Consider the following 22754-nt stretch of genomic DNA (forward strand, 5'->3'; position numbering starts at 1 on the left):
TTTCTTAAAAGTTAAGTTTTACATTCATTGAATAAAATTTAGTTGGAGGCGTTTGTCCGTATCCACCTATTCCAGATCCTATTTCAGGATCATTGTATCCTCTATTTTCTTTAGGTAATACTACAAGTAAATTTCTACCACTTATACCAATAGATAAACCTTGAATAAAAGTGTTTTCTAACATCTTACTTGGTAATGCATAACTAAGAGCAACTTCTCTAAGTTTGAAAGCAGTAGCATCAATCACAAAGTTTTCATCAACTCCAGTAAAATCACCACTTTGAACAAATGATTGATATTGTGCGTAAGCCGATGGCCCTCCATAAGATGGTCCTGTTAGAACTGAAGTATTTGTTGTTCCAGAGCCTATAACTGTGGAATTAGGGAAAATAAAGTGACCTCTTCCATTTTCCGCAGTAATAAAACTACGACCTTGACCTGTTAAGTTATTATAAATGTTAGAGTAGAATACATGTCCTGTTCTAAAATCTGCAACAGCACTTAATCTAAACCCTTTATAGGTAATATCTGTTCCAAAATTTAAAATATAATCTGGAGTTGTTTTACCAAGCACTTTTAATCCAGATGCAGTTCTAGGTGATCCATCAGGATTTAAAACCACTCTGCCTTCTTCGTCTCTTTCGTAAGCACTACCTCTAATTAGAGGGAATTCTTGGCCTAATACTGCGGAAATATTTGGTGTGCCAGATGTTAGTGCAACAATATCAGTGTCTTCAGTAATTTTCGTGGCTATTGTTTTTTGAGAAGCATAACCAACGTTTAAATTCCATCTTAAGTCATCCGTTTTAATTGGAGTTAAACCTAAATCAACCTCATACGCGTTGGTTTGAGTTTCACCTACGTTAATACCAGCGCTATATACACTAGTAGCAGATGATACAGAAGCACTTAATATTTGATTGTCATTTGTATAAAAAGAATAACTACCATCTAGTGTAATTCTAGGAATTCCTCCACGCTTTAGTAATTCTAAATTTAAATTGGCTTCTAATGTGTTAATGAATTCAGGCTCTATGGCATTATCAAATGTTGATGAAGGAATAATAAAGGAGTTGACACCACCAGAAAATGGAAATGCTGGAGGTCTAAAGCCAGTATCGAATAAACGATGTGGAGTTAAAGCAGATAGATTTGCAGCTTTCACAAAACCTCCTGATATTTTCATTCTGTGTAGAAAGTCAGATTTAATTTCTGGAAAAGCCTTGGTTGGTATAAATGATGCACCAACAGAATAGTAAAAGAAACCAATATCTTTAATGGTTCTTCCAGGAGATTGTAACCTAGAATCCCATTCTTGTCTTCCTGTTAAATTTAAGAATAAATAATCTTTATAGCTTAAATCGATGTTAGCAAAAACAGCTTGTTGTCTGCCTATGAAACTATAGTCTGATACTGAAATTCCACTAGAAATATTTTCTACGGTGTACAATCCTGGAAGTGTTAAGATATCTCCTGCAGTATTTTGAGTAAACCCTCTACTCTCTGTACTATTAAAACCTACTAATGATTTCAATTCTATATCCTCAGTTAATTCATAATTAAAATTTGTAATTAAATCAGTGTATAATGATCTAGTGCTATAGCTATTTACTCTTAACGAGGATTGGATATCTCTACTATCACCTGTTACAGTATATTCAGAAACGTAGTCATTGGCATAAGTGAAGCTTTTTCCGTTTTCTGAAACTACATTACTTCTTAAAACAGCACTAATGTTGTCGTTAAATTGGTAAGATAGTTCTGCAGATAAATCTGATCTTGTCTTTTCTGAAACATCTCTTTGATTATCTTTAACCCAATATGGACTATTAGCAAAAGCAGTCCAGTGATCACTATTACTTCCTGAGTCAAAATCAGTAACATCTATATTACTAGGTAATTGTGCTAATTCTGCATAAACACCACTTAAACGTACATTACCATCATTATCAAAAATTGTACTTGCTACATTTCCATCATCAGAAGTGTAACGAGCATTTCCAGACATGGAGAATTTACCATATGTTCTTCCTGCACTCAATGCGAAAAAGTCTTTTTTATAAGTGTCATCTGGTATAATACCATCTGTTTTTCGTCTGTTTGCTGATAAAGAATAAAATCCTTCACTATCTCCTCCTGATAGTGTTATTGTATTTTGTATTGCAGTACCTGTATTAAAAAAGTCTTTCATGTTGTCTTTTTTAAATTCATAGGCACCATAGGTAAAGTCATTCACTGTTGGATAAGGCAATCCTACAGGTTGAAGAGAGCCATCAAATTCTGGACCCCAAGATCCTTGATCAAATGCATCAATTTCTCCCCAATATCCTTTACCATATCTATCTTGTAGTTGCGGTAAAAAGGCAATTTCTTCTATGGTAAGCGTAGTGGATAAAGAGATGTTGAGTTTGCCTTGGTTTCCTGCGCCTTTTTTTGTAGTTACAATAATAACACCATTTCCTCCGCGAGATCCGTAGAGAGCAGCTCCATTAGGTCCTTTTAAAACGTTTATAGATTCTATAATTTCAGGATCTAAATCTGATAATATTTCAGCTCCTGTTTCATTATCTATTCCAGAAATAACATTATCAATAACAACTAAAGCAGCGTTTGAACCAGATAATGATCGAGTTCCTCTCAGTATAATAGCTGTAGTAGGATTTACACCAGTATTAGTTGTGTTAATCTGTAAACCTGAAACTTTACCTACTAGAGATTGAACTGCATCTGGATTATTTGCAGATGTGATTTCTTCTGCTTTGAGGTTCTCGTAGGCTGTAGTGATTTCGTCAGGCTTTCTTTTAATACCTACTGCAGTAACGATGACCTCGTCTAGAGCATCTGCATCTTCGAGCATCGTAACATCAATAGTATTTGATGTGCCTACTTTAATTTCTTGCGCTTTTAAACCAACATAAGAAAACACCAAAATATCACCTACATTACTTTTAATAGTGTAAAGACCATCAAAGTCTGTTTGTGTACCTGTAGAGGTGCCTTTAACAATAATGTTGACTCCTGGAAGCGGTAAGGCAGATTGATCTGTCACTGTTCCTGTAATAGTTTTTTCTTGCGCCAGTGTAAGTTGCACAACTAACAAGAGTAATAGCGTTAGAGCTTTACTGAGAGTTTTTTTCATATTTGAGTTAATTAAATTAGTCTTCCAATCAAAGTTCTTAATAAAATGTTAAAAAACCTATATTAATTACATCTTTTTTGTTAAAAAAATGAATAATTCATTTTGCTATCTAATTAATCAAAATGTAGTTGTTAAACTTAAGTGAATTTTAGAATCTGATAATTTGAATCTTTGATTTTCAGTTTTTCCACTAGTGTAATTAAATCGAAATAACCCAGCTTTGGTGAGAAGTCCAAACCCAAATCCAAATCCAAAGAGTTTTTCTTTTTGATTTGCATTTTGATTTTCAAAATATGCAGCATCAATTACTGAATGTACATAGATGGTATTGTTGAGTTTGTATCTGTATTCGGTATTTAAAACTGCATATAAATTAGCAATTAAGCTGTTTTCTTCAAAGCCACGAATTGAGTTTATACCACCAAAACGAGGCAGTTCGTTTTCTAAATAGGTGTCAGAGATTAAGTAGTTAGAGCTTACTCTTCCGTAGATACTATTTTTATTATTAAGATTAAAAATTTTAAATGTATTGAGATAAAAGTTTGATTGTTTTTCTTCTAAGTCTTCGTAGGTTCTATTCCCAAATCCAGTAGAGATATCAAATAAAAAATTTATAGGAAAAAGTAGATTAAAATTTTGTCGGTCTGTGTACGTGTAATTTACAAAGTATTGGTTAGAGTCATAATCCGTAATCAATGTAGAGGGAGTGTCGAGTAAGTCTGTAGATTGCACAGTTGAAATTCCACCAGAGATTATATGTTTACTGTTAATTTGATAATTAAGCTTAGCAGCTTGAGTCACTGTAACAAAAGATGAATCTCTTTTAAAAATATTTAAATTTACATCAATGCCAACTGGAGTGTTAAATATATATGGTGCTTTTAATCTTAAATCAAAAGTCTGTTGTTCATTTTCCTCACTCTTATACATTAGTTTTAAAGACTCTCCATAATTTAGATTATTAGTTAAATTCAAATCTAAATAACCATCAAATTCAATTTTATTAGTGGTTTCGTTAGTTCCAAAACCTAAAAAACCATCAAATGTATTGCTTTTTGCTTTTTCTATATACATATATAATATGGTAGAATCTTGAGAGAATAGAACTTCGGGATCTCTAATTTGGTTAGCAAAAGGTAAATCATTTAAAGATTTAGTTTTTTGCTTAATCTTATCTAAGTTAAAGATTTGTCCTGCTTTAATTTTTAAATAACGTTTTATAAATGACTTAGGAAATTTTTCATAACCTTTCAAAACAAGTTTGTCTATGGTTCGAGAATTTAGTTTTGAAACAGACAGAGATCCTTTTAAATTTTTATGGTCAATTTTTTCAATATCAGTTATAATTAAAAAACTAAAAGGATTACCTTGATTTGCTATTTGCGTATTTATAAATTGTAAGGTAGTTTCAATATGTTCAATAGGAATAATTAAATTATTTTTTTTGTTTAAAAATCCAGTCAATTTTAAAATAGGTAAGCTCACTAAGTCATTATGAATTATTGTAATGGACTCGTATTTGTTTTTTATACTGAAATTTGCCTGATATGAAGAATCCGTCTGTTTGATTAAATTAAGTTGCTCGGTTTCTATATATCCAATTTGAATTAACTTTTTTTTAAGCTTAGTAATTTCAGTATTTAAAGAAGAATAATCTTCAAACGATTTTTTATAGCCTAAAGAATCTATAGATTTTGTTTCATTTTCTGAAGAACCAATACAAGTTAAATGTAAGTTTTGTCCAGATGCATTAAAGAAATACAACAAAAATAGGAGTGAGGTAAAAAGATATTTTGTTTTTGGCATCAAAGATTCTATTATTCAAATCTAACGCAAAATAACTACTAAAAATATCTGTATATAAAAATAATTTGAAAAACTTTCTAAAATTAATCGCTTGGTGTTTGAATAATTGATATTTATTTTTACCTTTGCAGCCCTCTAAAGAGAGGATTTAATAAAAATTATATAGAAATATATGCCAACAATTTCACAATTAGTACGAAAAGGAAGAGCCAAAATAACCAAGAAGAGTAAATCGGCTGCTTTAGATTCGTGTCCACAAAGACGTGGTGTATGTACTCGTGTTTATACAACGACACCTAAAAAACCTAACTCAGCAATGCGTAAGGTAGCAAGGGTTCGTTTAACAAACGGAAAAGAGGTTAACGCATACATCGGTGGTGAAGGACACAATTTACAAGAGCACTCGATAGTATTGGTTAGAGGTGGAAGGGTAAAAGATTTGCCAGGAGTTAGATATCACATCGTTCGTGGTGCCTTAGACACCGCAGGTGTTGCAGGTAGAACACAACGTAGATCTAAGTATGGTGCAAAACGCCCTAAGAAGTAAAATTAAAGTTAGAAGTTAGAAGTTAGAAATTTTGAGTGTAACGCTTAAAGTTGATAATTAAAGACTACAAACTAAAAACTCAAAAAGAAGACATGAGAAAAAGAGCAGCAAAAAAGAGACCGCTTTTGCCAGATCCAAGATTTAACGATCAGTTAGTAACTCGTTTCGTTAACATGATGATGTGGGATGGTAAGAAGTCTGTCGCTTTTAAAGTATTCTATGATGCAATTGATATTGTAGAAGCAAAAAAAACAGATGAAGAAAAAACAGCTTTAGAAATCTGGAAAGATGCCTTATCTAACGTTATGCCTCACGTAGAAGTACGTAGTCGTAGAGTAGGTGGAGCAACGTTCCAAATTCCAATGCAAATTCGTCCGGATCGAAAAGTATCTACAGCTATGAAATGGTTGATTAGTTATTCTAGAAAAAGAAATGAAAAATCTATGCCTCAAAAATTGGCTGCTGAAGTTTTAGCTGCAGCTAAAGAAGAAGGAGCAGCTGTCAAAAAGAGAGTTGATACTCACAAAATGGCAGAAGCGAATAAGGCATTTTCTCACTTTAGATTTTAAGAAGAAATGGCAAGAGATTTAAAATATACAAGAAATATTGGAATTGCTGCTCATATTGATGCTGGTAAAACAACAACAACAGAGCGTATTCTTTATTATACAGGAGTTTCACATAAAATTGGTGAAGTACATGATGGTGCTGCAACAATGGACTGGATGGAGCAAGAGCAAGAACGTGGTATTACTATTACGTCTGCTGCTACAACATGTACGTGGCAGTTTCCGAAGGAGAACGCTCAAGTTCTTCCTGATACAAAGGATTATCACTTTAATATTATTGATACTCCAGGTCACGTAGATTTTACGGTTGAAGTTAACCGTTCATTACGTGTACTAGATGGTTTAGTGTTTTTGTTTAGTGCAGTTGATGGTGTTGAGCCACAATCTGAAACTAACTGGAGACTTGCTGATAACTATAAAGTACCAAGAATAGGATTCGTAAATAAAATGGATCGTCAAGGTTCTGACTTTATGATGGTTTGTGGTCAAGTAAAAGAAATGTTAGGTTCAAATGCTGTGCCTATCGTTTTAAATATTGGTGACGAAGAAAACTTCAAAGGTATTGTCGATTTAGTTAAGAACAGAGCTATTATTTGGCATGAAGAAGGAATGGGTGCAACGTTTGATGTTGTTGATATTCCTGAAGAACTTAAAGAAGAAGCAAAAATTCTACGTGCTAAACTTATTGAAGAAGTAGCAAGTTATGATGAGAACTTACTAGAGAAGTTTATGGAAGATGAAGATTCGATTACGGAAGAAGAAGTGCATTCTGCACTTAGAGCTGCTGTGATGGATATGGCAATTATTCCTATGATTTGTGGTTCTGCTTTCAAAAATAAAGGTGTGCAGTTTTTATTAGATGCTGTATGTCGTTACTTACCTTCTCCAATGGACAAGGAAGGTATAAAAGGAATGAATCCTGATACAGAATTAGAAGAAATTCGTAAGCCAAGTGTAGATGAACCTTTCGCTGCATTAGCATTTAAAATTGCTACAGATCCTTTCGTAGGACGTTTAGCGTTTTTTAGAGCTTATTCTGGTCGTTTAGATGCAGGTTCTTATGTTTTAAATAATCGTTCTGGTAAGAAAGAACGTATCTCTCGTATCTATCAAATGCATGCTAATAAGCAAAATGCAATTGATTATATAGAAGCTGGAGATATTGGAGCTGCTGTTGGATTTAAATCTATCAAAACGGGAGATACACTTACTGATCAAGATCATCCTATTGTTTTAGAATCTATGGACTTTCCAGATCCTGTAATTGGTATTGCGGTTGAGCCTAAAACTAAAGCAGATGTTGATAAACTAGGTATTGGTTTAGCTAAATTAGCTGAAGAGGATCCTACGTTTACTGTACGTTCAGACGAAGCTTCAGGTCAGACTATTATTTCTGGAATGGGTGAACTTCACTTAGATGTTATTGTAGATCGTTTACGTCGTGAGTTTAAAGTTGAGGTTAATCAAGGTCAACCACAAGTAGAGTATAAAGAGGCTATTACAGCATCTGCAGATCACAGAGAAGTTTACAAGAAACAATCAGGTGGTCGTGGTAAATTTGCTGATATCGTATTTACGGTAGAACCAGCAGATGAAGGTGTAGTAGGTCTTCAGTTTGAATCTGTGATTAAAGGTGGTAACGTTCCTAAAGAATTTATACCTTCAATTGAAAAAGGATTTAAACAAGCAATGATAAACGGACCATTAGCTGGTTACGAAATTGATTCTATGAAAGTGACTTTAAGAGATGGATCATACCACGATGTGGATTCTGATCAACTATCTTTTGAATTAGCTGCGAAGTTAGGATTTAAAAATTGTGCTAAAGCTGCGAAAGCAGTAATTATGGAGCCTATTATGAAACTTGAGGTAATCACACCTGAAGAAAATATGGGTGATATAGTTGGAGATTTAAATCGTCGTCGTGGACAAATGAGTGATATGGGTGATAGAGCTGGTGCAAAAACTGTAAAAGCAACTGTACCATTATCAGAAATGTTTGGTTATGTAACAACATTAAGAACATTATCTTCAGGTCGTGCAACATCAACAATGGAATTTTCACATTATGCTGAAACTCCTTCTAATATTTCAGAAGAAGTAATTAAAGCAGCAAAAGGCGTAGAAGCTTAAAACTAAAAAGAAAATGAGTCAGAAAATTAGAATAAAATTAAAGTCTTACGATCACAATTTAGTTGACAAGTCTGCTGATAAGATTGTAAAAACAGTAAAAAGTACAGGTGCTGTTGTAACTGGACCAATTCCACTACCAACACATAAAAAGATTTTCACTGTATTACGTTCACCACACGTAAATAAGAAGTCAAGAGAACAATTTCAGTTAAGCTCTTACAAGAGATTACTTGATATCTACTCTTCATCTTCTAAAACGATTGATGCGTTAATGAAACTTGAATTACCAAGTGGAGTTGAAGTAGAGATTAAAGTGTAAGTGAATCTTATCGCTTAAAAGATAAAAGCGAAACATGTCCTGAGCTGCGTGCAAAGGAAAAACGGTAAAAATACAATTCAAGGTCGAATGTATTTTCGGCCTTGAATTTTTTATAAATAGGGACAAGTCGCGACTTGTCCGACATAAACAAAGAGGCAAGTCGCGAATTGCCAATAACAAAACAAAATTAATTATGTCTGGGTTAATAGGAAAAAAGATCGGTATGACCAGCATTTTCGATGAAAATGGAAAAAATATTCCATGTACAGTAATCGAAGCTGGACCATGTATCGTTACCCAAGTCAGAACCGAAGAGGTCGACGGGTACAGTGCCCTTCAACTTGGTTTCGATGACAAGACAGAGAAAAGTGCTACTAAAGCTGAAATTGGTCACGCCAAAAAAGCTGGTACTTCTGTTAAGAGAAAAGTCGCGGAATTTCAAGGATTTGAAGGAGATTACAAATTAGGAGATGCAATAACAGTAGAACACTTTATAGAAGGTGAGTTTGTTGATGTTGCAGGAACTTCTAAAGGAAAAGGTTTCCAAGGTGTTGTAAAACGTCATGGATTTGCTGGTGTAGGTCAAGCGACACACGGTCAGCATAACCGTTTAAGAGCTCCAGGTTCTATTGGTGCTGCTTCATATCCTGCGAGAGTATTCAAAGGAATGAAAATGGCTGGTCGAATGGGTGGCGAAAGAGTATATGTTGAAAATTTAAGAGTCTACAAAGTAGTTGCTGAAAAGAACTTAATTGTGGTTAAAGGATGTGTTCCAGGACACAAAAACTCTTATGTAATTATTCAAAAATAATGAAAGTAGCAGTTTTAGATATAAACGGAAAAGACACAGGTAGAAAGGTAGACCTTTCTAAGGATGTGTTCGCTATTGAGCCTAATAATCATGCAGTTTATTTAGATGTTAAGCAATATCTTGCTAATCAACGTCAAGGAACGCATAAGGCAAAAGAAAGAGCAGAAATTTCTGGAAGTACACGTAAGATAAAAAAACAAAAAGGTACTGGTACTGCAAGAGCAGGTAGTATTAAATCTGGTGTATTTAGAGGTGGTGGACGTATGTTCGGACCAAGACCAAGAAATTATAGTATTAAATTGAATAAAAACCTGAAGCGTTTAGCACGTAAATCAGCTTTATCAATGAAAGCTAATGATAAGGAAATCTTAATTTTGGAAGACTTCACTTTTGATTCTCCAAAAACGAAAAACTTTACTGCAATATTGAACGCTTTAGACCTGCAAAACAAAAAATCTTTGTTTGTCTTGGGTGCGTCAAATAATAATGTATATTTGTCATCACGTAATTTTAAAGGCTCTGAAGTCATAATGAACTCAGAATTAAGTACTTATAAAATACTGAATGCAAGTAAAATAGTTCTTTTAGAGGGATCTTTAGAAGGAATTGAATCGAACTTAAGTAAATAAAAGACAATGAGTATCTTAATTAAACCTATCATCACTGAAAAAGCGACAACTAATAGTGAGTTGAACAACTGCTTTACATTTCAAGTGAAAACCAAGGCGAACAAGGTAGAAATCAAAAAAGCGGTGGAAGCTGCTTATGGTGTCTCTGTAGAAAAAGTTCGTACTATAAATGTCCGTCCAGATCGTAGTACTAAGTTTACAAAAACTGGTATTCAACATGGTAAAACAAATGCTGTTAAAAAAGCAATTGTACAACTGGCGGATGGTGAAGTAATTGATTTATACACTAACATGTAATTAGACAAGAATGTCAGTAAGAAAATTAAAACCAATCACATCAGCTCAGCGATTTAGAGTAGTAAATGGATTCGATGCCATAACTACTGATAAGCCGGAAAAGAGTTTACTCGTACCGAACAAAAGGTCTGGTGGTAGAAACAATCGAGGAAAAATGACAATGCGCCAAATTGGTGGAGGTCATAAAAGAAAGTATCGTATTATCGATTTTAAAAGAGACAAAGCAGGAGTTCCTGGTGAAGTAGCTTCAATACAATACGATCCAAACAGAACAGCGTTTATTGCATTATTGAATTATCAAGATGGAGAAAAGCGTTACATTATTGCACAAAATGGTTTACAAGTTGGGCAAAATGTATTTTCTGGAAGAGAAGGAGTAGCGCCAGAAATTGGTAATGCTATGCCATTAAGTGAAATACCTTTGGGTACTATAATTTCTTGTATTGAATTGCGTCCTGGACAAGGAGCGGTAATGGCAAGAAGTGCTGGAGCATTTGCTCAATTAATGGCAAGAGACGGTAAGTTTGCAACTGTAAAATTACCATCAGGAGAAACTAGATTGATTCTTGTAGAATGTTTAGCTACAATTGGAGTTATTTCTAACTCTGATCATCAATTAACTGTATCTGGTAAAGCAGGTAGAAGTAGATGGTTAGGTAGAAGACCAAGAGTTAGACCAGTGGTAATGAATCCAGTTGATCACCCGATGGGTGGTGGTGAAGGTAAATCTTCAGGTGGACACCCAAGATCTAGAAATGGTATTCCTGCTAAAGGATTTAGAACACGTTCTAAGACTAAAGCGAGTAATAAGTATATTGTAGAACGTAGAAAGAAATAATTGAGATAATATGGCACGTTCATTAAAAAAAGGACCTTACATCCATTATAAATTGAGTAAAAAAGTTGATGCTAATGTAGCATCTAACAAAAAGACGGTAATCAAAACGTGGTCTAGAGCCTCTATGATTTCTCCGGATTTTGTTGGACAAACTATTGCAGTTCATAACGGACGTCAATTTGTACCAGTTTATGTAACTGAAAATATGGTAGGTCATAAATTAGGAGAATTTTCACCAACACGATCTTTTAGAGGTCATGCAGGTGCAAAAAATAAAGGTAAAAAATAGTAGCTATGGGAAGTCGTAAAAAACAAATGGCAGATGCTATTAAGGAAGACAGAAAGAAAGTTGCATTTGCAAAATTAAATAACTGTCCTACCTCACCAAGAAAAATGCGTTTAGTTGCAGATTTGGTAAGAGGAAAAGAAGCAGAAAAAGCATTACAAATCTTAAGATTTAGCTCAAAAGAAGCGTCTAGGCGCTTAGAGAAATTGTTGTTATCAGCAATTTCTAACTGGCAAGCTAAAAATGAAGATGCTGATATGGAAGAAGCAGATTTATTTGTACAAGAGATTAGAGTTGATGGAGGATCTATGTTAAAGAGATTACGTCCAGCACCTCAAGGTCGTGCACACAGAATAAGAAAAAGATCTAATCACGTTACAGTTGTGATTGGAGCTAAAAATAACACACAAGCTTAAATAGAGATATGGGACAAAAGACAAATCCAATCGGAAATCGTTTAGGAATTATCAGAGGATGGGAATCTAACTGGTATGGTGGAAACGATTATGGTGATAAACTTGCTGAAGACGATAAAATCAGAAAGTATATTCATGCTCGTTTATCAAAAGCTAGTGTATCTAGAGTTATTATTGAGCGTACGCTTAAACTTGTAACCGTTACTATCACTACTGCTAGACCTGGTATTATTATCGGTAAAGGTGGACAAGAGGTAGACAAGTTAAAAGAAGAGCTTAAGAAAATTACTGGAAAAGAAGTTCAGTTAAATATCTTTGAAATTAAGAGACCTGAACTTGATGCATTTTTAGTAGGATCGAGTGTTGCTCGTCAAATTGAAAATCGTATTTCTTACAGACGTGCGATCAAAATGGCAATTGCTGCAGCGATACGAATGAATGCTGAAGGAATAAAAATTCAAATTAGTGGTCGTTTAAATGGTGCTGAAATGGCACGTAGCGAACACTACAAAGAGGGACGTATTCCTTTGTCTACTTTTAGAGCTGACATTGATTATGCTTTAGTTGAGGCACATACTACTTATGGTAGATTAGGTGTTAAAGTTTGGATCATGAAGGGTGAAGTATACGGAAAAAGAGAACTTTCTCCATTAGTTGGCTTGTCTAAGAAACAAGGTGGTAAACCAGGAGGACGCGGTCGTGATAATAATAAATCTCGTCGTAGAAAGTAATTTTTAAAGAAAAGTAATAATGTTACAACCGAAAAGAACAAAATTTCGTAAAGTCCAAAAAGGACGTATGAAAGGAAATACAGGAAGAGGTTTTACACTTTCTAATGGTATGTTTGGTATAAAATCTATGGATACTAATTTTTTGACTTCTCGTCAAATCGAAGCTGCACGTATTGCTGCAACTCGTTACATGAAGAGAGAAGGTCAATTGTGGATCAAGATATTTCCAGACAAGCCAATTACTAAAAAGCCTTTAGAGGTTCGTATGGGTAAGGGTAAAGGAGCTGTAGAATATTGGGTAGCTGTAGTAAAACCAGGAAGAATTTTATTTGAAATTGGTGGAGTGCCAATGGAAGTTGCAAAAGAAGCCCTGAGATTAGCTGCGCAAAAGTTACCAGTAAAAACAAAGTTTTTAATGGCTCGAGATTACGAAGCTTAATTTATTTGATATTATGAAACAATCAGAAATTAAAGAATTATCAGTAGCTGAGTTACAAGAGAAACTTGGTGAAACTAAAAAGAGTTATGCAGACCTTAAAATGGCACATGCAATCTCTCCATTAGATAATCCAATTCAGTTACGAAACGTTAGACGTTCAGTAGCACGAATTGCAACAGAATTAACTAAAAGAGAAATACAATAATTGTATTCTGGCTGAAAGATGGAAAAAAGACACTTAAGAAAAGAACGTATAGGAATTGTTACTAGTAACAAAATGCAGAAATCAATTGTGGTTGCTGAAGTTAAAAAAGTAAAACACCCTATGTACGGAAAGTTCGTTTTGAAAACAAAGAAATATGTTGCTCATGACGAAACAAACGATTGCAACATTGGAGATACTGTAAAGATCATGGAAACACGACCTTTAAGTAAATCTAAATGTTGGAGATTAGTAGAAATAATTGAAAGAGCGAAGTAATTATGGTACAACAAGAATCAAGATTAAAAGTAGCTGATAACACTGGAGCAAAGGAAGTTTTAACTATCCGTGTTCTAGGTGGAACAAAAAGAAGATACGCTTCTATTGGAGATAAAATTGTTGTCTCAGTAAAAGATGCTACTCCTAATGGAAACATTAAAAAAGGAGCAGTATCAACAGCAGTAGTTGTCCGTACTAAAAAAGAAGTGAGACGTCCAGACGGATCTTATATTAGATTTGACGATAATGCTTGTGTACTTTTAAACCCAACGGGTGAAATGAGAGGAACACGTGTATTTGGACCAGTAGCTAGAGAACTTCGTGATAAACAATTCATGAAAATTGTATCATTAGCACCAGAAGTGCTTTAATGACTAATAAAATGACAAAGTTTAAAATTAAATCAGGAGATACAGTAAGAGTGATAGCTGGAGACCATAAAGGTACAGAAGGTAATGTTCTTAAAGTATTAAAGGATAAAAACAAAGCCATTATTGAAGGCGTGAACATGGTTAAGAAACATACTAAACCAAGTGCACAAAGTCCTCAAGGTGGAATTGTAGAAAAAGAAGCACCAATGCATATTTCTAATTTATCATTGTTAACATCGAAAGGTGAAGCAACAAGAGTAGGTTACAAAATGGAAGGTGATAAGAAAGTAAGATTTTCAACAAAATCAAATGAAGTAATATAGTTATGACTTATATTCCAAGATTAAAACAAGAGTACAAGGACAAAGTAGTTTCTGCTCTTACAGAAGAATTCGGATATAAAAACGTAATGCAAGTTCCTAAACTTGAAAAGATAGTAATATCTAAAGGTGTTGGAGCTGCTGTTGCTGATAAAAAATTAATTGATCATGCAATTGATGAATTAACAATGATATCTGGTCAAAAAGCTGTTGCTACATTATCTAAAAAGGATGTTGCATCTTTCAAATTACGTAAAGGTATGCCAATTGGTGTAAGAGTGACGTTAAGAGGAGAACAGATGTATGAGTTTTTAGATCGTTTAGTAACTTCTGCGTTACCACGAGTTAGAGATTTCAACGGTATTAAAGCTAAAGGTTTTGATGGTAGAGGAAATTATAACTTAGGTGTTGTTGAACAAATTATCTTCCCGGAAATAAATATTGATAAAATCAATAAAATCTCTGGTATGGATATTACTTTTGTAACATCTGCACCTACAGATAAAGAAGCAAAATCGTTATTAACTGAAATGGGTTTACCTTTTCAAAAGAACTAAGATATGGCTAAAGAATCAATGAAAGCCCGTGAGGTAAAAAGAGCAAAAACAGTAGCTAAATATGCTGAGAAACGTAAAGCTTTGAAAGAAGCTGGCGATTACGAAGGATTACAAAAGTTACCAAAAAATGCTTCACCAGTTAGAATGCACAATAGATGTAAACTAACAGGTAGACCAAAAGGGTACATGAGAACTTTCGGTCTTTCACGTGTTACATTTCGTGAAATGGCAAACCAAGGTTTGATACCAGGTGTTAGAAAAGCATCTTGGTAAACTAAATCGTTTAAGACGATTTTAAAAAAATTATAAATTGGTTTTAGGTTCGATTCCGAAGAAACGGAAGTTCGAAAACCATTACCGCAAATTGATATAAATGAATACAGATCCAATTGCTGATTTCTTAACAAGAATCAGAAATGCAGTGAAAGCCAACCACAGAGTGGTGGAAATTCCGGCATCAAACTTAAAGAAAGAGATGACTAAAATATTATTCGATCAAGGATATATTTTAAGTTATAAATTCGACGATTCTAGTGTACAAGGAACAATTAAGATTGCTTTGAAGTATAATAAAGAAACTAAAGAATCGGTTATCAGAAAAATTCAAAGAATCAGTACACCAGGTTTACGTAAGTATGCTGGCGCAAATGAAATGCCAAGGATCCTTAATGGTTTAGGTATTGCTATTGTTTCTACATCTAAGGGTGTAATTACAGGTAAGCAAGCGCAAAGAGAAAATGTAGGTGGTGAAGTATTGTGTTACGTTTACTAATTTAAAGCAGAAAGAACATGTCAAGAATAGGAAATAATCCAGTAGCAATTGTAGAAGGTGTTACAGTTGATGTTAAAGATAGCGTAGTTACAGTAAAAGGTAAATTAGGTGAATTAACACAATCATACGATACTGTTGAAATTAAAGTTGAAGACGGAAACGTACTTGTAACAAGATCAGCAGATAATAAAGAGCATAAAGCAAAACATGGTTTATACAGATCTTTAATGAATAATATGATTGAAGGTGTATCTAAAGGATGGACTAAACAATTAGAACTTGTTGGTGTAGGTTATAGAGCATCTAATCAAGGTCAAAAATTAGATTTGGCTCTTGGTTTCTCTCACAATATTGTTTTAGATATTGCACCAGAGGTTAACATTGAAACCATTTCAGAAAAAGGTAAAAACCCAATAATAAAATTAACATCTCACGATAAACAATTAGTTGGACAAGTCGCTGCGAAAATTCGCGGATTTAGACCACCAGAGCCTTACAAAGGTAAAGGTGTCAAGTTTGTTGGTGAAGAATTAAGAAGAAAAGCAGGTAAATCAGCTTAAAAAATTAGTTATGGCATTAACAAAGAACGAAAAAAGACTAAGAATAAAAAGCAGAATCCGTAAGGTTGTTTCTGGTACAGAAGCAAGACCTAGATTAGCTGTTTTTAGAAGTAATAAAGAAATCTATGCTCAAGTTGTAGATGATGTAACAGGTAAGACTTTAGCTGCAGCATCTTCTAGAGATAAAGATGTAGCTTCTACAAAAGGAAATAAAACAGAAACAGCTACCTTAGTTGGTAAAACTGTTGCTGAGAGAGCAATTAAAGCTGGTATCAATACTATTTCTTTTGATAGAGGTGGATACCAATATCACGGAAGAGTAAAATCATTAGCTGAAGGCGCAAGAGAAGGCGGACTTAAATTTTAAGACACTATGTATCAAAAATATAAAAACGCAGAACTAGTTAAACCAAGTGGAATTGATCTTAAAGATCGTTTAGTTGGTGTTCAAAGAGTTACTAAAGTAACAAAAGGTGGTAGAGCTTTTGGTTTTTCAGCGATCGTAGTGGTTGGTGATGAAGCTGGAGTTGTAGGACATGGTTTAGGGAAATCTAAAGATGTAGCGACTGCAATTGCAAAAGCTATTGAAGATGCTAAGAAAAATTTAGTAAGAATTCCTATTATTAAAGGAACCTTACCACATGAACAAAAAGGTAAATTTGGTGGAGCAAGAGTAAATATTATTCCTGCTGCTCCTGGTACAGGTGTAATTGCTGGTGGAGCTGTGAGAACAGTTTTAGAAGCAGTTGGTATTCATGATGTATTATCAAAATCTCAAGGGTCTTCTAACCCTCATAATGTAGTAAAAGCAACTTTTGATGCTTTATTACAATTAAGAGATGCAAGAACAATTGCAAAGGATAGAGGTGTTTCTCTTGAAAAAGTATTTAACGGTTAATCAATAGGACGATGGCAAAGATTAAAGTAACAAAAGTAAAAAGCGCAATAAATCGTACGCTAAACCAAAAGAGAATTTTAGAATCTCTTGGGTTGAATAAAATTGGTCAAACCAAATTGCACGATGCGTCTCCAAGTATTCTTGGGATGGTAAGTAAAGTTTCACATTTAGTTTCTGTTGAAGAAACAAAATAATAAGATACAATGAACTTAAGTAATTTAAAACCAGCAGAAGGTTCTGTAAAGAATCAAGGTAAAAGAATAGGTAGAGGACAAGGTTCTGGAAAAGGTGGTACTGCAACACGTGGTCACAAAGGAGCAAAATCTCGTTCAGGTTATTCTAAAAAATTAGGTTTCGAAGGTGGTCAAATGCCACTTCAAAGAAGAGTTCCTAAATTTGGATTTACAAATATTAACCGCGTAGAATATCAAGGTGTAAACTTAGATAAATTGCAAGAGTTAGTAGATAACAAGAAAATAAAGGATGCAGTTGATTTTCAAACTCTAGTTGATCTAGGTTTGGCGGGAAAGAATGAAGTAGTAAAAATTCTTGGTCGTGGTGAATTAAAATCAAAATTAACAGTAACTGCTCATAAATTTACTGCTTCAGCAAAAGCTGCAATCGAAGCTGCAGGTGGAGAAGCGGTAACTTTATAAGAACACTTTTAGTATGAAAATAATAGATACATTAAAAAATGTTTGGAAAATAACCGAACTAAAAGATAGAATCATTCTTACGCTTGGTCTTCTTTTAGTGTACCGTTTTGGTGCTCAGGTTGTTTTACCAGGTATTGATGCAACTCAACTTGGTGGTTTAGCTACAGGTACAGATGGAGGTATATTAGGAATTCTTAATATGTTTACTGGTGGTGCTTTTGCTAACGCTTCAGTTTTTGCACTTGGTATTATGCCATACATTTCGGCTTCTATTGTAGTACAGTTAATGGGAATCGCTATTCCGTATCTACAGAAATTACAAAAAGAAGGAGCGAGTGGACAAAAGAAGATTACACAAATCACACGTTGGTTGACAATCATCATATGTTTATTCCAAGCACCAGGTTATTTGGCTAGTTTACAGCCTGCATTTGGTATTCCTTCTTCTGCATTTTTGTTAGGAACAGGACCTCAATTTTACATCTCTTCAGTAATTATATTAGTTACAGGATGTATTTTTGCAATGTGGTTAGGAGAAAAGATTACAGATAAAGGTATTGGTAATGGTATATCATTATTAATTATGGTAGGAATTATTGCTACTTTACCACAATCATTTATTCAAAATGCTGCATCTCGTTTAGATGGAGGAGGAAATGGTGGTTTAATGATGATCTTAATTGAACTTGTAGTTTGGTTTGTAATTATATTAGCTTCTATTATGTTAGTAATGGCTGTTCGTAAAATTGCTGTACAATATGCAAGACGTACTGCTTCTGGTGGATATGAGAAAAACGTATTTGGAGGAAACAGACAGTTCTTACCATTAAAATTGAACGCTTCTGGTGTAATGCCAATTATCTTTGCTCAAGCTATTATGTTTGTACCTAGTTTAATTGGAAAATCTATGGGTTCTTCAAGTGAAGTTGGTCAATGGATGCAAGCGCAGTTTAACGATCCTTTCGGATTGTGGTATAATGTGTTGTTTGCTTTCTTAATCATTGTCTTTACATATTTCTATACTGCGATTACTGTTCCTACGAACAAAATGGCAGATGATTTAAAAAGAAGTGGTGGTTTTATTCCAGGTATTAGACCAGGAACAGAAACATCTGAGTATTTAGATAAAATAATGTCTCAAATAACATTACCTGGTTCTATCTTTTTAGCGCTTATTGCTGTGTTCCCAGCTATTATAGTTAAAATTATGGGTGTTCAAGGTGGTTGGGCATTATTCTTTGGTGGCACATCGCTACTAATTATGGTTGGAGTTGCAATAGACACGATGCAGCAAATTAATTCATACTTGTTGAATAAACATTATGATGGTTTGATGAAGACTGGTAAAAACAGAAAAGCAGTAGCTTAATGTAATACTAATTTAGAGTTTAATCTACGTTATAAATTTTGGGCAAGGTAATTGCTTAAGCTTAGATTAAATACTATAATATATAATATGGCAAAACAAGCAGCAATAGAACAAGACGGATCAATCATTGAAGCATTATCAAATGCGATGTTCCGAGTTGAACTAGAAAACGGTCACATTGTGACAGCACACATTTCGGGTAAAATGCGTATGCATTACATTAAATTGTTACCTGGAGATAAAGTGAAATTAGAAATGAGTCCTTATGATTTAAGTAAGGCTCGCATAACTTATAGATACTAATTAATACGATGAAAGTAAGAGCATCAGTTAAAAAAAGAAGTGCCGACTGTAAATTAGTCCGCAGAAAAGGGAGACTTTACGTCATTAACAAAAAGAATCCTAGATTCAAACAAAGACAAGGGTAATTATGGCAAGAATTGCAGGTGTAGACATACCAAAACAGAAAAGAGGAGTGATCTCTTTAACTTATATCTACGGAGTAGGTAGAAGTAGAGCAGTAGAAATTTTAGCAGCAGCTAAAGTAGACGAAAGCATCAAAGTACAAGATTGGACAGATGATCAAATTGGAGCAATCCGTGACGCTGTAGGAACTTTTACTATTGAAGGTGAATTACGTTCTGAAACACAATTAAACATTAAGCGATTAATGGATATTGGATGTTACAGAGGTATTCGTCATAGAGCTGGACTTCCATTAAGAGGTCAAAGAACAAAAAACAACTCTAGAACTAGAAAAGGTAGAAGAAAAACTGTTGCTAACAAGAAGAAAGCAACTAAATAAGAAATAGTCTTTAGTCTTTAGACGTTGGAAAGAATCTGTTTGAAATTTAACGGTTTAGGATTCTAGCGACTATAAACTAATACTAAAAACTAAAAATAATATGGCAAAGTCAAGTACTAAAAAACGTAAAGTTATAGTAGACGCTGTTGGAGAGGCTCATATTGCAGCATCTTTTAACAACATCCTTATTTCTTTAACAAACAAAAAAGGTGACGTTATTTCATGGTCATCAGCTGGTAAAATGGGATTCAGAGGTTCTAAAAAGAACACACCATATGCTGCTCAATTAGCTGCAGAAGATTGTGCAGGAGTAGCAAAAGAAGCTGGATTGAAGAAAGTGAAAGTTTACGTTAAAGGTCCAGGAAACGGTAGAGAATCTGCTATTAGATCTATTCATAATGCAGGTATTGAAGTAACAGAAATTATTGATGTTACACCATTACCACATAATGGATGTCGTCCTCCTAAAAGAAGAAGAGTTTAATCTGAATTAACTTTCAGGTACTGCATAATTTTATTGTGCAATCTCAAAAATATTATGATAAACTAATATTAATGCATTTATGTATGATATTAGTTTATTTTGCATAAATTTGCAAACTGAAAAATAACAAACAAGTATCAACGAGAGATCAACGTTCGTCGAAGGATAAGATTAAGACCTTAATTCACAAACACTCTCTAAACAAAATTTTAAAATGGCAAGATATACTGGTCCTAAAACTAAAATAGCCCGAAAATTCGGTGAAGCTATTTTTGGAGATGATAAAGCTTTCGAGAAAAGAAACTATCCTCCAGGTCAACATGGCGGAAACAAGCGTCGTGGAAAAAAATCTGAATACGCTATCCAGTTAATGGAAAAGCAAAAAGCAAAATATACTTATGGTATATTAGAAAAGCAATTCAGAAACATGTTCAAAAAAGCAACAGCTGCTCAAGGAATCACAGGTCAAGTTTTACTTCAACTTTGTGAATCTCGTTTAGATAACGTTGCATTTAGAATGGGATTATCTCCTTCTAGAAGTGGAGCAAGACAATTAGTGTCTCACAGACATATCACTGTAAATGGTGAAATCGTAAACATTCCTTCTTACCAATTAAAAGCAGGAGATGTTGTAGCGGTTAGAGAGAAATCTAAATCATTAGAGTCTATTCAATCGTCATTGACTAACTCTAGCAATGTATTTGAGTGGATTACTTGGAACAACGATACAAAAAAAGGAACTTACGTTTCTATTCCTGAAAGAATCCAGATTCCAGAAAATATCAACGAACAGTACATCGTTGAACTTTATTCTAAATAATATATTAATTATATTGGTATTTAGCCAAAGGGTTTATTAGACTTCTTCAAACTTATAAATCGCGCAACTAAATAACAATCAAAATGAAGACAATATGGCAATATTAAATTTTCAGAAGCCTGACAAAGTAATCATGATTGATTCAACTGAGTTTGAAGGTAAATTTGAATTTAGACCTTTAGAACCAGGTTATGGATTAACAGTAGGTAATGCTTTAAGAAGAGTTTTATTATCTTCTTTAGAAGGTTTTGCAATTACATCAATAAGAGTAGAAGGCGTAGATCACGAATTCTCAACAATAGCAGGTGTAGTTGAAGACGTTACAGAAATAATTTTGAACTTAAAGCAAGTAAACTTTAAACGTCAAATTGATGAAGTTGATAACGAATCTGTTTCAATTTCTATCTCTGGACAAAATCAAATTACTGCAGGAGACTTCCAAAAGTTTATCTCAGGATTCCAAGTATTGAACAAAGACTTAGTGATTTGTAATTTAGATCCTAAAGTCAATATCAATATGGAAATCACTATTGAAAAAGGTAGAGGATATGTTCCTGCTGAAGAAAATAAAAAAGCTTCTGCACCAATAGGAACAATCTTTACAGATTCAATTTACACTCCTATAACGAATGTAAAGTATAGTATTGAAAACTGGCGTGTTGAACAAAAGACTGATTTTGAAAAATTAGTTTTCGAAATTCAAACTGACGGTTCAATTGCACCAAAAGATGCTTTAACTGAAGCTGCTAAAATATTAATTCACCACTTCATGTTATTCTCTGATGAGCGTATCACTCTTGAAGCTGATGAAATTGCTCAAACAGAAACTTATGATGAAGAATCACTTCACATGAGACAACTATTGAAAACTAAATTAGTTGATATGGATCTTTCTGTACGTGCATTAAACTGTTTAAAAGCTGCAGAAGTAGATACTCTAGGAGACTTAGTATCTTTCAACAAGAATGACTTGATGAAGTTCCGTAACTTTGGTAAAAAATCTTTAACTGAGCTAGAAGAGCTTGTAAATGTTAAAGGTCTTAACTTCGGTATGGATTTAGCAAAATACAAATTAGATAAAGATTAATTTTAAATTATAATAATCATATTTTGCTCCTCATTAATTGAGTTTGGAAGCAAGATGATAAATAGAAAGTCATGAGACACGGAAAGAAATTTAACCATTTAGGAAGACAAACTGCTCATAGAAAAGCAATGTTAGCTAACATGGCATGTTCATTAATTGAACATAAACGTATCAACACAACTGTTGCAAAAGCAAAAGCTTTAAAACAATTTGTTGAACCAATGATTACTAAATCTAAAACAGATACGACGCATAACAGACGTATCGTTATGGCTAAACTAAGACAAAAGGATGTTGTTGCTGAATTATTCAGAGACGTTGCACCTAAAATTGGTGATCGTCCAGGTGGTTATACAAGAATCATCAAATTAGGAAACAGACTTGGTGATAACGCTGATATGGCAATGATTGAGTTAGTTGATTACAATGAGATCTACAATGCAGGTAAAGCAGAGAAGAAGACGACTAGAAGAAGTCGTAGAGGAGGCTCTAAACCAGCAGTTGCTCCAGTTGAAACTAAAGCAACTAACGAAGAAGAAGAATAAATGTTAATAAGCATTTAATATAAAAAGGATAATCTATTTTAGATTATCCTTTTTTTTATAGATTTTTGT

Annotated in this window: 34 protein-coding genes; 32 read left to right on the forward strand and 2 right to left on the reverse strand. The window is 33.8% G+C overall.

Features of this window, described 5'->3' with window-relative positions:
- Nucleotides 1-4 precede the first annotated feature (4 nt).
- Nucleotides 5-3139 (reverse strand): SusC/RagA family TonB-linked outer membrane protein, encoded by a 3135-nt coding sequence (locus IM744_RS19785; protein WP_194509913.1) that lies wholly within the window; start codon nucleotides 3137-3139, stop codon nucleotides 5-7.
- A 117-nt stretch (nucleotides 3140-3256) separates the two neighbouring features.
- Entirely contained in the window at nucleotides 3257-4945 is a 1689-nt protein-coding gene (locus tag IM744_RS19790; protein WP_194509914.1) for a POTRA domain-containing protein, read from the reverse strand.
- 172 nt (nucleotides 4946-5117) lie between these two features.
- Here IM744_RS19790 and rpsL point away from each other — a divergent pair, with 172 nt between their 5' ends.
- The 32 genes from rpsL (at nucleotide 5118) to rplQ (ending at nucleotide 22685) form a co-directional block, all read left to right on the forward strand.
- Nucleotides 5118-5492 (forward strand): 30S ribosomal protein S12, encoded by a 375-nt coding sequence (gene rpsL / locus IM744_RS19795; RefSeq protein ID WP_010181934.1) that lies wholly within the window; start codon nucleotides 5118-5120, stop codon nucleotides 5490-5492.
- A 92-nt stretch (nucleotides 5493-5584) separates the two neighbouring features.
- Complete coding sequence (rpsG, locus tag IM744_RS19800) at nucleotides 5585-6061, forward strand: 30S ribosomal protein S7 (RefSeq protein WP_194509915.1); 477 nt, start codon at nucleotides 5585-5587, stop codon at nucleotides 6059-6061.
- Between the two features lie 6 nt (nucleotides 6062-6067).
- Nucleotides 6068-8194: an elongation factor G gene (gene fusA, locus IM744_RS19805; RefSeq protein ID WP_194509916.1), complete on the forward strand. Its 2127-nt coding sequence runs from the start codon at nucleotides 6068-6070 to the stop codon at nucleotides 8192-8194.
- Nucleotides 8195-8207: 13 nt separating this feature from the next.
- The gene (gene rpsJ, locus IM744_RS19810; RefSeq protein WP_007650482.1) at nucleotides 8208-8513 is read left to right on the forward strand and encodes a 30S ribosomal protein S10; all 306 of its coding nucleotides are present in this window, start codon (nucleotides 8208-8210) and stop codon (nucleotides 8511-8513) included.
- A gap of 193 nt (nucleotides 8514-8706) precedes the next feature.
- Entirely contained in the window at nucleotides 8707-9324 is a 618-nt protein-coding gene (gene rplC / locus IM744_RS19815) for a 50S ribosomal protein L3 (protein ID WP_194509917.1), read from the forward strand.
- Nucleotides 9324-9953 carry a 50S ribosomal protein L4 gene (rplD, locus tag IM744_RS19820; RefSeq protein ID WP_194509918.1) on the forward strand — a complete coding sequence of 210 codons (630 nt, stop codon included), beginning with the start codon at nucleotides 9324-9326 and terminating at the stop codon, nucleotides 9951-9953. Before rplC ends, rplD begins: the two co-directional genes overlap by 1 nt.
- Nucleotides 9954-9959: 6 nt before the next feature.
- Entirely contained in the window at nucleotides 9960-10250 is a 291-nt protein-coding gene (gene rplW / locus IM744_RS19825; protein ID WP_194509919.1) for a 50S ribosomal protein L23, read from the forward strand.
- A 10-nt stretch (nucleotides 10251-10260) separates the two neighbouring features.
- Nucleotides 10261-11088 carry a 50S ribosomal protein L2 gene (rplB, locus tag IM744_RS19830; RefSeq protein WP_194509920.1) on the forward strand — a complete coding sequence of 276 codons (828 nt, stop codon included), beginning with the start codon at nucleotides 10261-10263 and terminating at the stop codon, nucleotides 11086-11088.
- A gap of 10 nt (nucleotides 11089-11098) precedes the next feature.
- On the forward strand, nucleotides 11099-11377 hold the full coding sequence (rpsS, locus tag IM744_RS19835; RefSeq protein ID WP_028871106.1) for a 30S ribosomal protein S19: 279 nt from the start codon (nucleotides 11099-11101) through the stop codon (nucleotides 11375-11377).
- Nucleotides 11378-11382: 5 nt separating this feature from the next.
- Nucleotides 11383-11790 (forward strand): 50S ribosomal protein L22, encoded by a 408-nt coding sequence (rplV, locus tag IM744_RS19840; RefSeq protein WP_194509921.1) that lies wholly within the window; start codon nucleotides 11383-11385, stop codon nucleotides 11788-11790.
- A gap of 8 nt (nucleotides 11791-11798) precedes the next feature.
- A complete protein-coding gene (gene rpsC / locus IM744_RS19845) occupies nucleotides 11799-12521 on the forward strand; it encodes a 30S ribosomal protein S3 (protein WP_194509922.1) in 723 nt (240 codons plus the stop codon).
- Nucleotides 12522-12540: 19 nt separating this feature from the next.
- Complete coding sequence (gene rplP, locus IM744_RS19850) at nucleotides 12541-12960, forward strand: 50S ribosomal protein L16 (RefSeq protein WP_194509923.1); 420 nt, start codon at nucleotides 12541-12543, stop codon at nucleotides 12958-12960.
- Nucleotides 12961-12973: 13 nt separating this feature from the next.
- A complete protein-coding gene (gene rpmC, locus IM744_RS19855; protein WP_040278737.1) occupies nucleotides 12974-13165 on the forward strand; it encodes a 50S ribosomal protein L29 in 192 nt (63 codons plus the stop codon).
- 18 nt (nucleotides 13166-13183) lie between these two features.
- Complete coding sequence (gene rpsQ, locus IM744_RS19860; RefSeq protein ID WP_040278735.1) at nucleotides 13184-13441, forward strand: 30S ribosomal protein S17; 258 nt, start codon at nucleotides 13184-13186, stop codon at nucleotides 13439-13441.
- A 2-nt stretch (nucleotides 13442-13443) separates the two neighbouring features.
- Nucleotides 13444-13812 (forward strand): 50S ribosomal protein L14, encoded by a 369-nt coding sequence (gene rplN / locus IM744_RS19865; protein ID WP_040248536.1) that lies wholly within the window; start codon nucleotides 13444-13446, stop codon nucleotides 13810-13812.
- An 11-nt stretch (nucleotides 13813-13823) separates the two neighbouring features.
- Complete coding sequence (rplX, locus tag IM744_RS19870) at nucleotides 13824-14135, forward strand: 50S ribosomal protein L24 (RefSeq protein WP_194509924.1); 312 nt, start codon at nucleotides 13824-13826, stop codon at nucleotides 14133-14135.
- A gap of 2 nt (nucleotides 14136-14137) precedes the next feature.
- On the forward strand, nucleotides 14138-14689 hold the full coding sequence (gene rplE, locus IM744_RS19875) for a 50S ribosomal protein L5 (RefSeq protein ID WP_194509925.1): 552 nt from the start codon (nucleotides 14138-14140) through the stop codon (nucleotides 14687-14689).
- A gap of 3 nt (nucleotides 14690-14692) precedes the next feature.
- Nucleotides 14693-14962, forward strand: coding sequence for a 30S ribosomal protein S14 (rpsN, locus tag IM744_RS19880; RefSeq protein WP_194509926.1), 270 nt, complete (start codon nucleotides 14693-14695; stop codon nucleotides 14960-14962).
- 100 nt (nucleotides 14963-15062) lie between these two features.
- A complete protein-coding gene (rpsH, locus tag IM744_RS19885) occupies nucleotides 15063-15461 on the forward strand; it encodes a 30S ribosomal protein S8 (RefSeq protein ID WP_194509927.1) in 399 nt (132 codons plus the stop codon).
- A 17-nt stretch (nucleotides 15462-15478) separates the two neighbouring features.
- On the forward strand, nucleotides 15479-16021 hold the full coding sequence (gene rplF / locus IM744_RS19890) for a 50S ribosomal protein L6 (protein ID WP_194509928.1): 543 nt from the start codon (nucleotides 15479-15481) through the stop codon (nucleotides 16019-16021).
- A gap of 10 nt (nucleotides 16022-16031) precedes the next feature.
- Nucleotides 16032-16388 carry a 50S ribosomal protein L18 gene (gene rplR / locus IM744_RS19895; protein ID WP_194509929.1) on the forward strand — a complete coding sequence of 119 codons (357 nt, stop codon included), beginning with the start codon at nucleotides 16032-16034 and terminating at the stop codon, nucleotides 16386-16388.
- Between the two features lie 6 nt (nucleotides 16389-16394).
- Nucleotides 16395-16919 (forward strand): 30S ribosomal protein S5, encoded by a 525-nt coding sequence (gene rpsE, locus IM744_RS19900; RefSeq protein ID WP_033960800.1) that lies wholly within the window; start codon nucleotides 16395-16397, stop codon nucleotides 16917-16919.
- 11 nt (nucleotides 16920-16930) lie between these two features.
- The gene (gene rpmD / locus IM744_RS19905; RefSeq protein ID WP_194509930.1) at nucleotides 16931-17113 is read left to right on the forward strand and encodes a 50S ribosomal protein L30; all 183 of its coding nucleotides are present in this window, start codon (nucleotides 16931-16933) and stop codon (nucleotides 17111-17113) included.
- Between the two features lie 9 nt (nucleotides 17114-17122).
- On the forward strand, nucleotides 17123-17575 hold the full coding sequence (rplO, locus tag IM744_RS19910) for a 50S ribosomal protein L15 (protein WP_194509931.1): 453 nt from the start codon (nucleotides 17123-17125) through the stop codon (nucleotides 17573-17575).
- A 13-nt stretch (nucleotides 17576-17588) separates the two neighbouring features.
- Nucleotides 17589-18944: a preprotein translocase subunit SecY gene (secY, locus tag IM744_RS19915; protein ID WP_194509932.1), complete on the forward strand. Its 1356-nt coding sequence runs from the start codon at nucleotides 17589-17591 to the stop codon at nucleotides 18942-18944.
- An 87-nt stretch (nucleotides 18945-19031) separates the two neighbouring features.
- Nucleotides 19032-19247, forward strand: a complete 216-nt coding sequence (gene infA / locus IM744_RS19920; protein ID WP_027126052.1) for a translation initiation factor IF-1 — start codon at nucleotides 19032-19034, stop codon at nucleotides 19245-19247.
- An 8-nt stretch (nucleotides 19248-19255) separates the two neighbouring features.
- Nucleotides 19256-19372: a type B 50S ribosomal protein L36 gene (ykgO, locus tag IM744_RS19925; protein ID WP_008269159.1), complete on the forward strand. Its 117-nt coding sequence runs from the start codon at nucleotides 19256-19258 to the stop codon at nucleotides 19370-19372.
- Nucleotides 19373-19374: 2 nt separating this feature from the next.
- The gene (gene rpsM, locus IM744_RS19930; protein WP_194509933.1) at nucleotides 19375-19749 is read left to right on the forward strand and encodes a 30S ribosomal protein S13; all 375 of its coding nucleotides are present in this window, start codon (nucleotides 19375-19377) and stop codon (nucleotides 19747-19749) included.
- Nucleotides 19750-19849: 100 nt separating this feature from the next.
- A complete protein-coding gene (rpsK, locus tag IM744_RS19935) occupies nucleotides 19850-20233 on the forward strand; it encodes a 30S ribosomal protein S11 (protein WP_194509934.1) in 384 nt (127 codons plus the stop codon).
- 214 nt (nucleotides 20234-20447) lie between these two features.
- Entirely contained in the window at nucleotides 20448-21053 is a 606-nt protein-coding gene (gene rpsD / locus IM744_RS19940; protein WP_194509935.1) for a 30S ribosomal protein S4, read from the forward strand.
- 94 nt (nucleotides 21054-21147) lie between these two features.
- The gene (locus tag IM744_RS19945) at nucleotides 21148-22140 is read left to right on the forward strand and encodes a DNA-directed RNA polymerase subunit alpha (protein ID WP_194509936.1); all 993 of its coding nucleotides are present in this window, start codon (nucleotides 21148-21150) and stop codon (nucleotides 22138-22140) included.
- Nucleotides 22141-22211: 71 nt separating this feature from the next.
- On the forward strand, nucleotides 22212-22685 hold the full coding sequence (rplQ, locus tag IM744_RS19950) for a 50S ribosomal protein L17 (protein WP_194509937.1): 474 nt from the start codon (nucleotides 22212-22214) through the stop codon (nucleotides 22683-22685).
- The last annotated feature ends 69 nt before the right edge of the window (nucleotides 22686-22754 follow it).

It is taken from the genome of Psychroserpens luteus (assembly GCF_015319355.1).
Lineage (GTDB): Bacteria > Bacteroidota > Bacteroidia > Flavobacteriales > Flavobacteriaceae > Psychroserpens > Psychroserpens luteus.

Excerpts from the sequence above, each read along its gene's own strand:
- rplD (WP_194509918.1), top strand. The coding sequence starts at position 9,324 with ATGAAAGTAGCAGTTTTAGATATAAACGGAAAAGACACAGGTAGAAAG.
- IM744_RS19790 (WP_194509914.1), bottom strand. The coding sequence starts at position 4,945 with ATGCCAAAAACAAAATATCTTTTTACCTCACTCCTATTTTTGTTGTAT.
- rpsS (WP_028871106.1), top strand. The coding sequence starts at position 11,099 with ATGGCACGTTCATTAAAAAAAGGACCTTACATCCATTATAAATTGAGT.
- rplE (WP_194509925.1), top strand. The coding sequence starts at position 14,138 with ATGACTTATATTCCAAGATTAAAACAAGAGTACAAGGACAAAGTAGTT.
- rplN (WP_040248536.1), top strand. The coding sequence starts at position 13,444 with ATGGTACAACAAGAATCAAGATTAAAAGTAGCTGATAACACTGGAGCA.
- rpsE (WP_033960800.1), top strand. The coding sequence starts at position 16,395 with ATGTATCAAAAATATAAAAACGCAGAACTAGTTAAACCAAGTGGAATT.
- rpsN (WP_194509926.1), top strand. The coding sequence starts at position 14,693 with ATGGCTAAAGAATCAATGAAAGCCCGTGAGGTAAAAAGAGCAAAAACA.
- rplW (WP_194509919.1), top strand. The coding sequence starts at position 9,960 with ATGAGTATCTTAATTAAACCTATCATCACTGAAAAAGCGACAACTAAT.
- infA (WP_027126052.1), top strand. The coding sequence starts at position 19,032 with ATGGCAAAACAAGCAGCAATAGAACAAGACGGATCAATCATTGAAGCA.
- secY (WP_194509932.1), top strand. The coding sequence starts at position 17,589 with ATGAAAATAATAGATACATTAAAAAATGTTTGGAAAATAACCGAACTA.
- rplQ (WP_194509937.1), top strand. The coding sequence starts at position 22,212 with ATGAGACACGGAAAGAAATTTAACCATTTAGGAAGACAAACTGCTCAT.
- rpsH (WP_194509927.1), top strand. The coding sequence starts at position 15,063 with ATGAATACAGATCCAATTGCTGATTTCTTAACAAGAATCAGAAATGCA.
- rplP (WP_194509923.1), top strand. The coding sequence starts at position 12,541 with ATGTTACAACCGAAAAGAACAAAATTTCGTAAAGTCCAAAAAGGACGT.
- rpsQ (WP_040278735.1), top strand. The coding sequence starts at position 13,184 with ATGGAAAAAAGACACTTAAGAAAAGAACGTATAGGAATTGTTACTAGT.
- rplV (WP_194509921.1), top strand. The coding sequence starts at position 11,383 with ATGGGAAGTCGTAAAAAACAAATGGCAGATGCTATTAAGGAAGACAGA.
- rplR (WP_194509929.1), top strand. The coding sequence starts at position 16,032 with ATGGCATTAACAAAGAACGAAAAAAGACTAAGAATAAAAAGCAGAATC.
- rplF (WP_194509928.1), top strand. The coding sequence starts at position 15,479 with ATGTCAAGAATAGGAAATAATCCAGTAGCAATTGTAGAAGGTGTTACA.
- rpsC (WP_194509922.1), top strand. The coding sequence starts at position 11,799 with ATGGGACAAAAGACAAATCCAATCGGAAATCGTTTAGGAATTATCAGA.
- rplX (WP_194509924.1), top strand. The coding sequence starts at position 13,824 with ATGACAAAGTTTAAAATTAAATCAGGAGATACAGTAAGAGTGATAGCT.
- rpmD (WP_194509930.1), top strand. The coding sequence starts at position 16,931 with ATGGCAAAGATTAAAGTAACAAAAGTAAAAAGCGCAATAAATCGTACG.
- rplO (WP_194509931.1), top strand. The coding sequence starts at position 17,123 with ATGAACTTAAGTAATTTAAAACCAGCAGAAGGTTCTGTAAAGAATCAA.
- ykgO (WP_008269159.1), top strand. The coding sequence starts at position 19,256 with ATGAAAGTAAGAGCATCAGTTAAAAAAAGAAGTGCCGACTGTAAATTA.
- IM744_RS19945 (WP_194509936.1), top strand. The coding sequence starts at position 21,148 with ATGGCAATATTAAATTTTCAGAAGCCTGACAAAGTAATCATGATTGAT.
- rpsG (WP_194509915.1), top strand. The coding sequence starts at position 5,585 with ATGAGAAAAAGAGCAGCAAAAAAGAGACCGCTTTTGCCAGATCCAAGA.
- rplC (WP_194509917.1), top strand. The coding sequence starts at position 8,707 with ATGTCTGGGTTAATAGGAAAAAAGATCGGTATGACCAGCATTTTCGAT.
- rpsL (WP_010181934.1), top strand. The coding sequence starts at position 5,118 with ATGCCAACAATTTCACAATTAGTACGAAAAGGAAGAGCCAAAATAACC.
- rpmC (WP_040278737.1), top strand. The coding sequence starts at position 12,974 with ATGAAACAATCAGAAATTAAAGAATTATCAGTAGCTGAGTTACAAGAG.
- rpsD (WP_194509935.1), top strand. The coding sequence starts at position 20,448 with ATGGCAAGATATACTGGTCCTAAAACTAAAATAGCCCGAAAATTCGGT.
- fusA (WP_194509916.1), top strand. The coding sequence starts at position 6,068 with ATGGCAAGAGATTTAAAATATACAAGAAATATTGGAATTGCTGCTCAT.
- rplB (WP_194509920.1), top strand. The coding sequence starts at position 10,261 with ATGTCAGTAAGAAAATTAAAACCAATCACATCAGCTCAGCGATTTAGA.
- rpsK (WP_194509934.1), top strand. The coding sequence starts at position 19,850 with ATGGCAAAGTCAAGTACTAAAAAACGTAAAGTTATAGTAGACGCTGTT.
- rpsM (WP_194509933.1), top strand. The coding sequence starts at position 19,375 with ATGGCAAGAATTGCAGGTGTAGACATACCAAAACAGAAAAGAGGAGTG.
- IM744_RS19785 (WP_194509913.1), bottom strand. The coding sequence starts at position 3,139 with ATGAAAAAAACTCTCAGTAAAGCTCTAACGCTATTACTCTTGTTAGTT.
- rpsJ (WP_007650482.1), top strand. The coding sequence starts at position 8,208 with ATGAGTCAGAAAATTAGAATAAAATTAAAGTCTTACGATCACAATTTA.